General features: G+C 65.3%; 12 protein-coding genes. 8 read left to right on the top strand and 4 right to left on the bottom strand.

What is annotated here, in order from left to right; all coding sequences use genetic code 11:
* The first annotated feature begins 13 nt into the window (after window positions 1-13).
* Complete coding sequence (gene recO, locus HK108_RS04230) at window positions 14-742, top strand: DNA repair protein RecO (protein ID WP_139469816.1); 729 nt, start codon at window positions 14-16, stop codon at window positions 740-742.
* Window positions 739-1515 (top strand): isoprenyl transferase, encoded by a 777-nt coding sequence (locus HK108_RS04225; RefSeq protein WP_181270588.1) that lies wholly within the window; start codon window positions 739-741, stop codon window positions 1513-1515. The genes recO and HK108_RS04225 overlap by 4 nt, the downstream gene beginning before the upstream one ends.
* Window positions 1516-1697: 182 nt before the next feature.
* On the opposite strand, the gene HK108_RS04220 is transcribed toward HK108_RS04225, so the two are convergent.
* A complete protein-coding gene (locus tag HK108_RS04220; protein ID WP_181270587.1) occupies window positions 1698-3500 on the bottom strand; it encodes a DEAD/DEAH box helicase in 1803 nt (600 codons plus the stop codon).
* A 383-nt stretch (window positions 3501-3883) separates the two neighbouring features.
* Here HK108_RS04220 and HK108_RS04215 point away from each other — a divergent pair, with 383 nt between their 5' ends.
* Both HK108_RS04215 and HK108_RS04210 read left to right on the top strand, forming a co-directional pair.
* Complete coding sequence (locus HK108_RS04215) at window positions 3884-5266, top strand: glycine--tRNA ligase (RefSeq protein WP_181270586.1); 1383 nt, start codon at window positions 3884-3886, stop codon at window positions 5264-5266.
* A 164-nt stretch (window positions 5267-5430) separates the two neighbouring features.
* The gene (locus HK108_RS04210; RefSeq protein WP_180345675.1) at window positions 5431-6744 is read left to right on the top strand and encodes a YibE/F family protein; all 1314 of its coding nucleotides are present in this window, start codon (window positions 5431-5433) and stop codon (window positions 6742-6744) included.
* A 79-nt stretch (window positions 6745-6823) separates the two neighbouring features.
* Here the strand turns inward: HK108_RS04210 and HK108_RS04205 are convergent, their stop codons facing one another.
* Together HK108_RS04205 and HK108_RS04200 are read right to left on the bottom strand one after the other, a co-directional pair.
* Window positions 6824-8215 carry an aspartate aminotransferase family protein gene (locus HK108_RS04205; RefSeq protein WP_169252425.1) on the bottom strand — a complete coding sequence of 464 codons (1392 nt, stop codon included), beginning with the start codon at window positions 8213-8215 and terminating at the stop codon, window positions 6824-6826.
* The gene (locus HK108_RS04200; protein WP_101547408.1) at window positions 8212-8697 is read right to left on the bottom strand and encodes an Lrp/AsnC family transcriptional regulator; all 486 of its coding nucleotides are present in this window, start codon (window positions 8695-8697) and stop codon (window positions 8212-8214) included. The genes HK108_RS04205 and HK108_RS04200 overlap by 4 nt, the downstream gene beginning before the upstream one ends.
* 141 nt (window positions 8698-8838) lie before the next feature.
* Between HK108_RS04200 and HK108_RS04195 the strand changes: the two genes are divergently transcribed.
* On the top strand, window positions 8839-9114 hold the full coding sequence (locus HK108_RS04195; RefSeq protein WP_181270585.1) for a hypothetical protein: 276 nt from the start codon (window positions 8839-8841) through the stop codon (window positions 9112-9114).
* Window positions 9115-9146: 32 nt separating this feature from the next.
* Window positions 9147-10475, top strand: a complete 1329-nt coding sequence (locus HK108_RS04190; RefSeq protein WP_181270584.1) for a M24 family metallopeptidase — start codon at window positions 9147-9149, stop codon at window positions 10473-10475.
* Between the two features lie 85 nt (window positions 10476-10560).
* Here HK108_RS04190 and HK108_RS04185 read toward each other — a convergent pair whose 3' ends face one another.
* A complete protein-coding gene (locus HK108_RS04185; protein ID WP_181270583.1) occupies window positions 10561-11949 on the bottom strand; it encodes an L-lactate permease in 1389 nt (462 codons plus the stop codon).
* 61 nt (window positions 11950-12010) lie between these two features.
* On the opposite strand from HK108_RS04185, the gene HK108_RS04180 reads away from it, so the two are divergent.
* Window positions 12011-12559, top strand: a complete 549-nt coding sequence (locus tag HK108_RS04180; protein WP_172169819.1) for a helix-turn-helix domain-containing protein — start codon at window positions 12011-12013, stop codon at window positions 12557-12559.
* A 234-nt stretch (window positions 12560-12793) separates the two neighbouring features.
* A complete protein-coding gene (locus tag HK108_RS04175; RefSeq protein ID WP_181270582.1) occupies window positions 12794-14470 on the top strand; it encodes an ATP-binding cassette domain-containing protein in 1677 nt (558 codons plus the stop codon).
* Window positions 14471-14539: the final 69 nt, after the last annotated feature.

Here is a 14539-nt window from a genome sequence, read left to right as displayed (position 1 = left end):
CGATAATGGGCGGGTGCACAACTATCGTGATGAAGGCATCGTGCTCCAGGGGCACAAGCTCGGCGAAGCCGACCGCATCGTCACCGTGCTCACTCGCAGCCACGGCCTCGTCCGCGCCGTCGCGAAGGGGGTACGCCGGACGAAATCGCGGTTCGGCTCCCGCCTCGAACCCTTTATGCTCGTCGACCTGCAATGCCATGTCGGGCGCAGCCTCGACATCGTCACCCAGGTCGAACTCGTCGAACCCTTCGCCCGCGGAATCGCCACGGACTTCGATGTCTATTCGGCCGCCTCGGTGATGGCCGAAACGGCGCGCAGCATCACCGAAGCCGAACCCCAGTCCCGCACGCATTTCCTCCTCCTCGTCTCTGCCATCCGCTCGCTGTGCAACCGCGAACACCCGCCGAGGCTGTCCCTCGATGCGTACCTGCTGCGCGCGATGTCCGTGGCCGGGTGGGCACCGAGCCTGCTGGACTGCGCCCAGTGCGGGAACCCCGGACCCCACCGCGCGTTCTCCGCAGCCTTGGGCGGGGCCGTGTGCACGAACTGTCGCCCCTCCGGTGCGGCACTGCCCGACACCGATGCGCTCGAGCATATGGCCGCGCTCCTGTCCGGCGACTGGGAGCGTGCCGAGGCCTCCGACCTGCACGATCAGATCGACGGGTCGAAGCTGGTCTCGGACTGGGTGTCCTGGCACCTCGAGCGCAATATCCGATCACTGAGAATTCTGGAGAGCACATGAGCTACCCCGCACCACCGGCCCACCCCAGCGGAGCGAGACCTCCGCGCATCGACGCGAAGTTCGTGCCCCGGCACGTCGCGATCGTCATGGACGGCAACGGTCGGTGGGCGAATCAGCGGGGGCTGCCGCGCACGGAAGGGCACAGAGCCGGGGAAGCTTCGCTGCTCGACGTCATCCACGGCGCGATCGAGGTCGGCGTGGACTATCTGTCGGCGTATGCGTTCTCGACGGAGAACTGGAAGCGCTCACCCGAAGAGGTGCGCTTCCTCATGGGGTTCAACCGTGACGTCATCCGCCGCCGTCGCGATGAGCTCAACGCCATGGGCGTGCGGATCGTGTGGTCCGGCCGGCGCGGACGGCTGTGGCGTTCGGTCATCGACGAACTCGAGAGCGCCGCGGAGATGACGAAGAACAACACCGGTCTCGTGCTCCAGTTCTGCGTGAACTACGGTGGACGCTCCGAGATCGTCGACGCGATCAATGAGATCACCGCCGAGGTGGCCGCCGGGAAGCTCAAACCCGGCAAGGTCTCGGAGAAGACCGTCCGCTCCCGCCTCTACGCACCCATCGTGCCCGACGTCGACCTGTTCATGCGGTCGTCGGGGGAGCAGCGGACCTCGAACTTCCTGCTCTGGCAGTCAGCCTATGCCGAGATGGTCTTCCAGGATGTGCTGTGGCCCGACGTCGACAGGCGCACCCTGTGGGCGGCGATCGAAGAGTACGCCCGCCGCGACCGTCGCTTCGGCGGAGCCGTGGACACGCCCTCTGCCTGACGCGAAGGCTGAGGACTGAGTCACAGCTTCCACGGCTTCTGAGGCTCGGCCGGCCCGTTCCACTCTGCTGACGACGAGGGCCCCGCAGCATCTTGCTGCGGGGCCCTCGTCATGGTTTCGGCCGGATCGGCGCTTCACCGTTCTCACGACTCCGGGGGAGTCACGGTCATGACGCGATCGGTTCAGTAGTGGTCGCGGGAGCGGTCGCCGCGTCCGCCGAACTTCTTGCCGCCTCGGCGATCACCGCGGAAGTTGCGGCCGTCACCGGGCTGCTTGTCGAAGTTGCGCTTCTTGAACGGGCGTCCCGGGCGACCGGAATCCGGACGGATGTCGATGGGACGGCCCTGGATCTCGGTGTGGGAGAGCTTGCGCAGCACCGACGGGTCGAGGTCCTTGGGCAGGTCGACGAGTGTGTGGTTCGAACGGATGTCGATATGGCCGATCTGCTTCGAGGTGATTCCACCTTCGTTCGCGATCGCACCGACCACGGCGCCCGGCTGCAGGCGCTCGTTTCGTCCGAGGGCCAGACGGTAGGTCGTCATGTTCTCATCACGGGCACGTCCGCCACGGCCCGGACGGCCGCCGTCACGACCGCCGTCGCGGTCACGGTCTCGTCCCTGACGACGTGCCGGTTCGGGCATCGGCTCGGCCTTGAGCGTATTCGACTCGAGGACGAGGGACGCCAGCGCGGCGGCGATGTTCGAGGCCGGCACATCACGGGAGAGCGAGTACGCCTCGATGACGTCGGTGAGTTCGGACAGTTCGGTCTGCGCGAGCACATCGTCGATGCGCTTCGTGAACTTGTCGACGCGAGTGTTCGTCAGCTCTTCGACGCTGGGCAGGGTCAGCGGTTCGACCTTCTGCTTCGTGGCGCGCTCGATGGAGCCGAGCATGCGCTGCTCGCGCGGAGTGACGAAGAGGATCGCCTCACCGGAGCGTCCGGCACGACCGGTGCGTCCGATGCGGTGGACGTAGGATTCGGTGTCGTGCGGGATGTCGTAGTTGACGACGAGCGTGATGCGCTCGACGTCGAGACCGCGGGCGGCCACATCGGTGGCGACGAGGATGTCGATCTTCGCCTCACGCAGCATGTCGATCGTGCGCTCACGAGCCTGCTGCGGGATGTCGCCGTTGATCGCGGCGGTCTTGAACCCGCGGGCACGCAGCTTCTCGGCCAGCTCCTCGGTGGCCTGCTTCGTGCGCACGAACATGATGATGCCCTCGTACTCCTCGACCTCGAGGATCCGGGTCAGCGCATCGAGCTTGTGCGAGTGCTGAACCATGAAGTAGCGCTGGCGGATGTTCGCACCGGTCTGCGACTTCGCAGCGATCCGGACTTCCTTCGGGTCGTCCAGGTACTTGCCGGTGATCCGGTGGATCGAGGACGGCATGGTCGCAGAGAACAATGCCACCTGACGGTCGGGACCGACCTGGCTGAAGATCTCTTCGATGTCTTCGGCGAAGCCCATCTTGAGCATCTCGTCGGCCTCATCGAGGATGAGGTGCTTGAGGCTGCCGAGCTTGAGCGAACCCTTCTTGAGGTGGTCGATGACACGACCGGGGGTGCCGACGACGACCTGCGCACCACGGCGCAGACCCGCCAGCTGCGGGCCGTAGGCCTGACCGCCGTAGATCGGGAGCACGGAGAATTCGGACAGTTCCGTGGCGTAGGAGGTGAACGCCTCGGCGACCTGGATCGCGAGTTCGCGGGTGGGGGTGAGTACGAGAGCGAACGGGCCGTCGTCGGCGCGCCCCGCCTCGGCGAGGTCGGACAGGGCCGGCAGGGCGAAAGCCGCGGTCTTGCCGGTTCCGGTCTGGGCGAGACCGATGACGTCACGGCCCGACAGGAGGGTCGGGATCGTCTCGGCCTGGATGGGGGTGGGGATCTCGTAGCCCTGCGCCTCTACGGCCTTGAGCACGAGCGGGTGAAGTCCCAGTTCGGAGAATCTCGGAGTGGTTTCGTCGTTTGCGGACACATCGGTCATGAGTGATCTCTCTCACGTCGGCACACACTTGATCGCAGATGACTGTAGTGGCGATCTACCCTGCGGCCGCTTGTGCAATCATCGTGAGCAATCCGGGCCGAAACCGTAGAGATCCAAGAACTCGCTTGGACAGACGTGAAGACGTCGGTACGGAGAAAGGTTTGGGTGTACCCCAAGTCTACATGCCACACCCTCGCCGAGGCGGTCCCGGAGTGGGAATCCGAGTGTGAGATCAGTCGCCTCCGGTGGTCTCCTGCCGTCGCCGAGGTCGGGCGTCAGGGAGGGCCGGGTCGGCGTTGAGGAAGCGAAGGCGTGACCAGTTAGGCTGGTACCTGCGAGCCACGGCAGCCGGCCGTCGGCGAACTGAAACAAGGAGAGAACTAGTGGCACAGTCCAAGTTGGATGCCGTCATCGCCCTGGCCAAGCGCAGAGGATTCGTCTTCCAAGCAGGAGAGATCTACGGCGGTTCCCGCTCGGCATGGGACTACGGGCCCTTGGGCGTGGAGCTCAAGGACAATATCAAGGCCCAGTGGTGGCAGCAGTTCGTGCGCGGTCGCGAAGACGTCGTCGGCCTCGACTCCTCGATCATCCTGCCCAAGCGCGTCTGGGAAGCCTCCGGCCACGTCGCCACCTTCGTCGATCCTCTCGTCGAGTGCCTCAACTGCCACAAGCGCCACCGCGAGGACCACCTCGTCGAGGCGTATGAGGCGAAGAACAAGAAGGCTCCGGAGAACGGCATGGCCGATATCGTCTGCCCCGACTGCGGAACCCGCGGTCAGTGGACCGAGCCGCAGGAGTTCTCCGGTCTGGTCAAGACCTTCCTCGGACCCGTCGACTCCGAAGCCGGACTCCACTACCTGCGTCCGGAGACCGCGCAGGGCATCTTCGTGAACTTCAACAATGTGCTCACCGCTGCCCGGAAGAAGCCGCCGTTCGGCATCGGCCAGATCGGCAAGGCCTTCCGCAACGAGATCACCCCCGGCAACTTCATCTTCCGCACCCGTGAGTTCGAGCAGATGGAGATCGAGTACTTCGTCCACCCGGACGAGGCCGATGACTACTACAAGCAGTGGGTCGAAGACTGCTGGTCCTGGTTCCTCGATCTCGGCATCTCCGAAGACAACGTCCGCCGCCTCGACGTTCCCGCCGAGGACCGTGCGCACTATTCGGCGGGCACCATCGACATCGAATACCGCTTCGGCTTCCAGGGGTCTGAGTGGGGCGAGCTGATGGGTGTGGCCAACCGCACCGACTACGACCTCGGCACTCACACGGAGGTCTCGGGGGCGAAGCTGCAGTACTTCGACCAGGCCAGCGGAGACCGCTACACCCCATATGTCATCGAACCCTCCTTCGGCCTGACCCGGTCGATGATGGCCTTCCTCGTCGAGGCCTACAGAGAGGACGAGGCGCCGAACACGAAGGGCGGCGTCGACAAGCGCGTCGTGCTGGGTCTCGACCCGCGCCTGGCCCCGGTCAAGGCCGCGGTGCTGCCGCTGAGCCGCAACGAGAAGCTGACACCTGCGGCGAAGGATCTCGCTGCGACGCTGCGTCGACGCTGGAACATCGACTTCGACGATGCCGGCGCCATCGGCCGTCGCTACCGTCGCCAGGACGAGATCGGAACGCCGCTGTGCATCACCGTCGACTTCGACACCCTCGATGATCAGGCAGTGACGATCCGCCAGCGTGATGATATGAGCCAGGAGCGCGTGAGCATCGATCAGGTGGAGAAGTACCTGGCCGACCACCTCGCCGGAGCCTGACCCCAATTACTACCTGACGGCGGCCCAGCAACCTGGCGCCAGGTTGCTGGGCCGCCGTCAGGTAGTTCTGGGCTGGCTGCCTCGGTGAGCACCAGCCGCCATTCCGCCCTGGTCGACCGCCCCGCATCTGTCCGGTCAGCCGTCCCTGAAGGATCGCCATGCATATGACGTCCACACACGAACCGAAGGCCTCGCCGAAGGTTCGTCTGATCATGCTCGCCTGCCTCATCCCGCTCATTGTCGTCACGATCGCCGGACTCTTCGTACTGTGGCCGTCGGGACCCGACAAGGATCTGCCCGGTGGCGGGCCGACGACGAACACGGCCGAGGGGACCACCGACACGAAGGTCACCGTCACCGCCGTCGACGCTTCGGACTGCGACCCGGGGGAGACGGACCCGATGGTCCGCGCCGACTGCACGACATACACCGTGGAGGCGGACGGGCAGGAAGGCAGCCTCTACGTCACCCCCGACGCGGTCAAGGCCGGCGTCGATGTCGGAGACACGATCAAGGTCCTCGACTTCACGAAGTCACCGGACCGGGCGGAGATGGGCACCGACTACGTGTTCATCGATTTCGACCGGAACGTGCCGATGCTCGCCCTGGCGATCATCTACGGGATCGTCGTCCTCCTCGTCGCCGGTCTGCGGGGACTGCGCGCACTCATCGGACTCGGCTTCGCCGGTGCCGTGCTGTTCGTCTTCATGCTTCCGGCGATGCTCGACGGCAAACCGCCGGTGCTGGTGGCGATGGTCTCGGCGAGCCTGATCATGGTCATCGCGCTCTACCTGGCACACGGAATCTCGACGCGGACGTCGACGGCGCTGTTCGGAACGGTGCTCGGCATCGTCATCACGGGCATCCTCGGTGCGTGGATGACGTCCTGGGCGAATCTGGGCATCGCCTATTCGGAGGACGGGTATCTGCTGGTCGATACGACCGATCTGGGGATGACAGACATCATCGTGTGCGCGATCCTCATCACCGGACTCGGAGTGCTCAACGACGTCACGATCACACAGGCTTCGGCGGTGTGGGAGCTGGCAGCCGCGGCCCCGGAGATGAAGCCCGGTCAGCTGTTCTCCCGGGCGATGCGCATCGGGCGTGACCATATCGCCTCGACCGTCTATACGATCACGTTCGCGTATGTGGGCTCGGCGCTGATGACGCTCATCATCGTCTCCGCGCACGATCAGCCGCTGTTCGACACGTTCACACTCGGAGACATGTCGGTCGAGGTGGTGAGCATCCTCGTGTGCTCCATCGGTCTGGTCATCGCGATCCCGCTGACGACCGGACTCGGTGTCCTCGTGGTGAAATCGGGAGTGCGACCGCCGAGGCGGACCACCGGATCCGCTGCTGCGCCCGGCACGATCACGGCTGCGGACCCAGGCACGATCACGGCGGCGGACCCCGCCGAGGAGCGGCCGCCGATGACCCGTCGCGAGGCCCGTGAACGCGACCAGAACCGCTGAACTTAGCCCCGGAACTACCTGACGGCGGCCCAGCAACCTCGCGCGAGGTTGCTGGGCCGCCGTCAGGTAGCAACTGGGGTCAGAACATTGTCCAGGCTTCCTGCAGGACGCCGCGGATGATCTGCTCCATCTCGTCGAACTCGTTCTGACCGACGGTCAGCGGAGGCGAGAGTTGGATGACCGGGTCGCCGCGGTCGTCGGCGCGGCAGTACAGACCGCTGTCGTACATCTTCGCCGACACGAAGTTCTTGAGGATCCGCTCGGACTCCTCTTCGGTGAACGATTCCTTCGTGTCCTTGTCCTTGACGAGTTCGATTCCGTAGAAGAATCCCTCACCGCGGACGTCGCCGACGATCGGCAGGTCCTTGAGCTTCTCGAGCGTGAACTTGAACGCCGCAGCATTCTCGTGCACGTGGTCGTTGAGCTTCTCCTCTTCGAAGACGTCGAAGTTCGCCATCGCCGCGGCACAGGCGACGGGGTGACCGCCGAAGGTGTAGCCGTGGTAGAAGGTCTCGTCTCCGCCGGGGCCGAAGGGCTCGAAGAGCCGATCGGAGGCGATCATCGCACCCAGCGGTGCATAGCCGGAGGTGATGCCCTTGGCCGAGGTGATGATGTCGGGAACATAGCCGAAGTCGTTGCAGGCGAACATGTCGCCGATGCGGCCGTAGGCGCAGATCGTTTCGTCCGAGACCAGCAGCACATCGTACTCGTCGCAGATCTCGCGGACCCGCTCGAAGTATCCGGGAGGCGGCGGGAAGCAGCCGCCGGAGTTCTGCACGGGCTCGAGGAAGACGGCGGCCACGGAGTCGGCACCTTCGAACTCGATGGCCTCACCGATGCGATCGGCGGCCCAGCGGCCGAAGGCCTTCTCATCGTGGGCGAGGTGCTCAGGTGCCCGGTAGAAGTTCGTGTTCGGCACCTTGTGCGCACCGGGGACCAGCGGAGCGAACTGCTCCCGCAGACCCGGCAGCGAGGTCACCGACAGCGCACCGTGCGGCGTGCCGTGGTAGGCGGTCGCCCGCGAGATGATCTTGTGCTTGCCGGGTTTGCCGACGAGTTTGAAGTAGTTCTTCGCCAGCTTCATCGCCGACTCGACCGAGTCGCCGCCGCCGGATGTGAGGAAGACCCGGTTGAGATCGCCCGGCGCATAGCTGGCCAGACGTTCCGAGACCTCGATCGCCTGCGGGTGGGCGTACGACCACAGCGGCATGAACGGCAGCTTGAGCGTCTGGTCATACATCGCCTTCGCGATCTGCTCACGACCGTGCCCCACCTGAACGGTGAACAGGCCGGCGAGGCCGTCGAGGTACTTCTTGCCCTTGTCGTCGAAGATGTGGTGGCCCTCGCCGCGTACGATGACCGGCGCCTCACCACCGTTGAACAGTGCTTGGTGTGGTGACATGTGCATCCACACGTTGTTGCGGATGGCATCCTGATAAGGAGTGCCGGCCCTGGTGACATTGTCTGTCATCGCGTCCCCCAGTTGTATTTCTGCTTTTCGAGTGAGAGGTACATGAAGAGCTCCGTATCCACGACGGCATCGATCGAGCGGAGCTCCTCATTGACGAACTCGATCAGATGCCGATCCGATTCACACACGATCTCGACCAGGAGGTCGAACGAACCGGCGGTGACGACGAGGTAGTCGATCTCGTCGTAGTCGTGCAGCTTCTCGGCGACCGCGGAGATGTCCCCGCGGACCTTGAGCCCCACCATCGCCTGCCGCGCGAATCCCAGACTCAGCGGGTCGGTCACGGCGACGATCTCCATGACACCCGAATCGATGAGCCGCGACACCCGCTGGCGCACGGCGGCCTCGGACAGGCCGACGGACTTGCCGATGGCCGAATAGGATTTCCTTCCGTCGTGTTGCAGCTCGACGATGATCGCCTTAGATTTCTCGTCGAGATTCCCCAGTCGGGAACCGCTGCCGTTCGGCAGAAGCGGGTCCATTCTTCACCTCCGTGATGTGCGTCTCAGAACAATCTATCACCGAATCTGCTGAAATGCGCTGTTGTGTATGCGAATTCAGTCGAAACTGAAAATGTTTGGTTCTGGATTCGTCAATATCGCCGAGGTGGCCGACGGGTATCCATGCCGAGCACCGTTGCCGCGACGCCCGGATACGCCGCCGTCGTCCACCTGTACCCGCAGTTTGCCGACCGTGTGATACTGCAACTCGCCGACCACCCGAATCGGTCGTTCGCCGACCGCCCGAAATCGTCGTTCGCGGATCACTGGGGCGGCCGCTCGGCGGTCGCCCGGATCCCTGTTGTGAAGGACTGTGAACCGCCGTTGCGAAGGCCCGCCGATCCCCGCGGGTGCGCGGATCGGCAGACCGTCGACAACACGCGCATCGACAGTGATTGACAGTATGTGAGCGAGATCACCACACTGGGATTATGAATGAGGGTGAGCTGTTCTACGGCGGCGATGACAATCGCCCGGATGTGCACGGGATGCGTCCCGGAGCCGAGCAGGGGCAGGCCGGCAAAGAGGTCAAGGCGCGCCCGCAGCCGGTTCCCGGCGAAGTCGATACGATCGGCGCGAACGAACTGTCGTTCAGCGCCGAGGAGTACCTCGGGCGGATCGCCTCGGTGCGCAACCGCATGCTCGACCAGGGCCTGGCCGCGCTCATCGTCACCGACCCGGCCAACATCTACTACCTCACCGGCTACAACGCGTGGTCCTTCTACACCCCGCAGCTGCTCTTCGTGCCGTCGTCGGGACCGATGACGCTGTTCATGCGCGATATGGACGCACGGGGAGCCTCGCATACCTCCTGGCTGCCGCCCGAGGACATCGTCGGCTATCCCGAACGCTATGTGCAGCGTCCGCATATCCACCCCTTCGACTGGGTCGCCTTCGCCCTGCGCCAGCGGTGGGAGGTCGCCCGTGCCTCGACTTCTCCGGTCGGCGTCGAGATGGATTCGCATTTCTTCTCCCCGCGAGCCTTCCGGGCCCTGGTCAACGGCGTGCCCGAATGGCGCCTCGTCGACTCCTTCGAACTCGTCAACTGGATCCGCGCGGTCAAGTCTCCGGCGGAGATCGCGCTCATGCGCAAGGCCGCAAAGGTGACCACCGCCGCCATGGACGCGGCACTGGGCACGATCGGCGTCGGCGTCGGCCAGAACGAAGTGGCGGCCGCGATCTCTGAAGCCCAGACCCGAGGAGGCGACGGAGTCTGGGGCGACTATCCCTCGATCGTCCCGCTCATGCCCACCGGAGAAAGCGCGGACACCCCGCATCTGAGCTGGACCGATCGGAAGTTCGAACGCGACGAATCGGTGAGCATCGAACTCGCCGGAGTCCACCGCCGCTACCATGTTCCGCTGGCCCGCACCGCGGTGACCGGGCGACCGAAGCAGGAGCTCGTCCGTCTCGAAGGCGTGGTCGCCGAGGCGCTGTCCGCGGTCCTCGACGTCGCCGCCCCCGAGGTGCCCACCGCGGAACTCGCCCGCACCTGGAATCGCGTGCTCGCCCTGTCGGGACTGGAGAAACCCAGTCGTCTGGGGTACTCGATCGGGATCGGCTACCCGCCCGACTGGGGCGAGCGGACGATCTCGATCCGCACCGAGGACGACCAGATCCTCGAGGCGGGAATGACCTTCCACCTCATCGGCGGAATGTGGATGAACGGCTACGGAATCGAGCTCTCGGAACCGGTGCTCATCACCGACACCGGCTGCGAACCGTTCACCCATTTCCCGCGTGAGATCATCCGCGTCTGAGGCGTTCCGCGGCCGCCCCTCGGGCACAGCCCGCCCGCCTCAGCAGTCTCCGTCCGCATCCCCGAGCCGAACTCGCCGGCGACGATCAGACGAAGAACTGGATCCACAGGCCGAGGGCAAGGGCGTTGATCCCCGCCACCGCGAGTGCTCGGCCCTGCACCCAGGAGATGTCCTTCGCCGAGACGGCCACCGATGAATCGGCGATCTGCACAGCCATCGCCACCCGTGGGGGAGCGGCGAGAGCGGCCAGCGATCCTGCCGCGTTTCCGGCCGCGACGACCGGCAGGGCCGAAACATGCGATGATGCGGCGGCCGCGGTCAGAGTGCCGGTGAACATCGAGTTCGCTCCAGTGTTCGACCCGGTGAGCACCGCTCCGATGGAATTCAGCCAGGGAGTCAGCAGAATGAGCCCGGCCGGCAGCAGGGAACCGATCGCCTCGCTCATCCCCGTCGTCGTCATGATCCAACCCATGAGCATGAATGCGGCGGTGCCGACGCCGATGGGAACCCAGGAACGCACGGCCGCAACCGTGACATCGCGTCTGCCGGCGACGGTGATGGCAGCGATGAGACAGGCGGCGGCCAGCCAGAACGGGGGAGAGGCGATGATCTGCGTGAAGGTCGACGGCAGCGCGGCATGAAGAGCTCGCGCCAACAGCAGGCCCACCGTGAGCACCCCGTAGGGAAGAACGGCCACGCCGAGGCGGCGCGTCAGCCCGGTGGCTCTCTTGCGGATCATGAACAGCGCACCGACGAGGAGGATGACGATCAGCGATCCGATGATTCCCGACGGGGCCATGCCGATGACGGAGCTGGAGGCGAGGATCCCCGCCCACAGGAGTGCGCCGGCGCCGATGATCCCCAGCGCCGAGGCGGCGGACGGGCGCATGATCGCGACCACCGCGATCGCGACGATGATGACCGGTATCGCATTGATCCATGCCGTGGCCAGACCGAGTTCGTCGACGTCCAGGCCCGCCAGCGCCGCTGCGACGGTGGTGCCCGGTCCCAGGGCGCCCCACGGGACGGCGATGAGACCGAGGAGGCCGAGGATCGCGGACTGCCGCAGGGTGCAGCCGAGGTGACGGAGGATCGGCACCCCGACGGTGACTCCGATGCCGAAGCCGGTGACCGATTCCGCGAAGGGCACGATGCCGAACACGACGAGCGCGACCCCGAGTGGGCGACCCGGTGACAGCGACTCGACCCAGGACGAGATCTGCGACATCGACCCTGCGGACTCGAGCAGGCGGGCGAGCAGCATGCCGAAGAGCAGGATGAGCGCGACCTCGAGGATGAGCGGAAAGTAGTCGATCCCCGATTCCACCAACACCGAGGCGGGGGTGGGGAAGACGAAGGCGACGAGACCGGCCGCGAGTACGGCGCCGGCGAGAGCGGCGACCCAGGAACTCTGCTTGAGCAGGAGCAGGACGATGGCAATGAGGATCGGAGTGAGAGCCAGCACTGCCGCCATAGGGTGAAGTTTCCTTTGTGAGATGTGATTCTATGATCCAAGAATAGAATATGATGCTCCAATGGCGAAAGAAGAGGATCTCGGCGCACGTGTCTTCGGCGCCCGCATCAGAGCCCGGCGCAAGTACAACAACCTTACCCTCAACGAGCTCGCGGTGAGGGCGGGGCTGTCCCGCGCCGCTCTGTCGAAGATCGAACGAGGCGAGCAGGACACATCGGTATCGAACGCCATGGGTCTCTCCCGCGCCCTCGGCGTCGACGTCGGCGAGCTGCTGGCCGCTCCGGAAGTCACGATCACCCGCAGTGAGGCGATCCCCACGACCTCGACCTTCGGCAAGGGGGTCTGGCGGCGGGATCTGCCTTCGGCGATCGAGAACATGGATGTCGTGCACTACCGCCTCGACCCGCGCAGCGAGACCTCGGCCTTCGCCGCCCACCGCAGCGGATCGCGTGAGAGCTTCTTCGTCCTCAAAGGCAGCATCGAGGTCGTCACCATCGACCGTCGTACGACCCTGCACGCCGGTGACTGCGCCCAGGCTCCCGGTGACGTTCCACACCAATTGGCCAACCCCCACGACGAGCCCGCCGAACTCATGCTCATCATCATCTGAACCTGCCGGACCCCTTCTTACTACCTGACGGCGGCCCAGCAACCTGGCGCGAGGTTGCTGGGCCGCCGTCAGGTAGTAAGAAGGGGTGGTGTTGACCGGGCGAGCTGCCTCGGCGATCATTGTTATGTTCCATTTCCGTTCAAGGACGTCTCTGCTGTGAAGTGAATCCTCATACCGTGACTTGCGGGTGCCACGGGCCCGCAGCGCTTCTGCGTACACGAAATGAGGACCCTCATGCCTGCAGCAATCACTGTGTCCGAACTGGACTACCGCCTCGGCGACGATACCGAGATCTTCTCCCGACTCACCGCCACCATCCCGGCCGGCCTCGTCGGACTCGTCGGCGACAACGGAATCGGCAAATCCACCTTCGCCCGCATCCTCGCCGGTCGGCTGAGTGCCTCGTCAGGAACCGTCACAGGTGCCGATGGCGCCGTCTACATCGACCAGCTGCTGCCGCATTCGACGCAGCGGGTCGATGCCGCGCTGGACATCGCCCCCGTCCGACAAGCGCTGGGCCGCGCCCTGGCCGGAGAGGCGACGGGGGCCGACTTCGACCTCATCGGCGACGATTGGGATATCGAAGAGCGAGCCCTGGCGGCGCTGTCCGAACTCGGTCTGCAGCTGAGTGTCAGCGATCTCGATCGGAGTCTGAGCAGCTTCTCCGGTGGACAGGCCACACGCATCGGACTGGCCCGAGCGGCACTGGTCGGTGACACCTGGCTGATCCTCGACGAGCCGAGCAACAACCTCGACGAGGACGGACGGACTATGCTGACGACGCTGCTCACCGACCGACGCGGACCGACCCTGGTCATCTCCCACGACCGCACGCTGCTGTCGCATATGACCTCGATCATCGAGATGACCGACCGGCTGCGGGTCTACGGAGGGAACTTCGACGACTACGAAGCCATGGTCGCCGCGGAGGAGGAGGCGAAGCAGCAGAAGGTCACGGATGCGAAGAAGTCCCACCAGGTCGAGAAGCGCCAACGGATCGAACTGGAGACGAAACTCGCTCGAGCCGACCGGAAGGCCAAGAAGGACAAAGAGAACAAACGTCGACCGAAGATCGTGATGAACGGGCTGACGAACTTCGCCGAGAAGTCCGCGGCCAAACGCCGCGGCGACAAAGCCGCCGACGAAGCGGCTGCCTGGGACGAGCTCACCAACGCCAAGGATGCGCTGCGCCGGTCCTCGAGCGTCCGCCTCGACCTGCCGGACACCCAGGTCCACGCGAGCAAACGGGTCCTCGAGATCTCCACGACCGCCTCGGCGAGGTCCGAACGTCCGCAGACGATCTTCGGTCCCGAGCGGATCCGGCTGACCGGACCGAACGGGGCGGGCAAGTCGACCCTGCTGGCAGCGATCCTGGCGGCTGCCAACGGCCAGGACAGACAGGGCGGTGGCACGGGCGACACGGTCGAGGGACACGTGGGGGCCGAAACCGGTCCGCCGGTCGCTGAACTCTTCGGCGACCTCGCCATCACCGTCTCCGCACCGACGGCTCACCTCGACCAGCAGTACCGACTGCCGGGGGAGCTCACGGTGATGGAGGCAGTGCGCGCGGGCAACCCGCAGCTCGACCCGCACCGCGTCCACGAGGTGCTCGCGGCCATGGGACTGCGCGCCGGACGCACCGATCAGATCTGTCAGACCCTGTCCGGAGGGGAGCGCTTCCGCGTCGCCCTGGCCTCAGGGCTCCTCCATGACCCGGCTCCGCAGCTGCTCATCCTCGACGAACCGGGCAACAATCTCGACCTGTCATCCCTCGAGGCGCTGGTGACCGCGCTCGAAGGATTCGGCGGGGCCATGGTGATCGTCACCCACGACGACCGGCTCGCCGCCGAACTCTCCGTCGACACCGAATGGGACGTGCGGGAATTTCTGCGCACCGAAGCCGTTGATTGAGTTGAGACGAATAGGACGAGCCGAGGCGGCGAAGCAGGCAGGAGAGGCAGACGAGAATGTGCGATTTTG

This window comes from Brevibacterium sediminis, from assembly GCF_013623905.1.
Taxonomy (GTDB): Bacteria; Actinomycetota; Actinomycetes; order Actinomycetales; family Brevibacteriaceae; genus Brevibacterium; species Brevibacterium sediminis.
Note: the sequence above shows the minus strand (reverse complement) of the source record. Positions and strands in the feature narration are given on the sequence as shown.

Excerpts from the sequence above, each read along its gene's own strand:
- HK108_RS04225 (WP_181270588.1), top strand. The coding sequence starts at position 739 with ATGAGCTACCCCGCACCACCGGCCCACCCCAGCGGAGCGAGACCTCCG.
- HK108_RS04220 (WP_181270587.1), bottom strand. The coding sequence starts at position 3,500 with ATGACCGATGTGTCCGCAAACGACGAAACCACTCCGAGATTCTCCGAA.
- HK108_RS04210 (WP_180345675.1), top strand. The coding sequence starts at position 5,431 with ATGACGTCCACACACGAACCGAAGGCCTCGCCGAAGGTTCGTCTGATC.
- HK108_RS04205 (WP_169252425.1), bottom strand. The coding sequence starts at position 8,215 with ATGACAGACAATGTCACCAGGGCCGGCACTCCTTATCAGGATGCCATC.
- HK108_RS04200 (WP_101547408.1), bottom strand. The coding sequence starts at position 8,697 with ATGGACCCGCTTCTGCCGAACGGCAGCGGTTCCCGACTGGGGAATCTC.
- HK108_RS04195 (WP_181270585.1), top strand. The coding sequence starts at position 8,839 with ATGCCGAGCACCGTTGCCGCGACGCCCGGATACGCCGCCGTCGTCCAC.
- HK108_RS04190 (WP_181270584.1), top strand. The coding sequence starts at position 9,147 with ATGAATGAGGGTGAGCTGTTCTACGGCGGCGATGACAATCGCCCGGAT.
- HK108_RS04185 (WP_181270583.1), bottom strand. The coding sequence starts at position 11,949 with ATGGCGGCAGTGCTGGCTCTCACTCCGATCCTCATTGCCATCGTCCTG.
- HK108_RS04180 (WP_172169819.1), top strand. The coding sequence starts at position 12,011 with ATGGCGAAAGAAGAGGATCTCGGCGCACGTGTCTTCGGCGCCCGCATC.
- HK108_RS04175 (WP_181270582.1), top strand. The coding sequence starts at position 12,794 with ATGCCTGCAGCAATCACTGTGTCCGAACTGGACTACCGCCTCGGCGAC.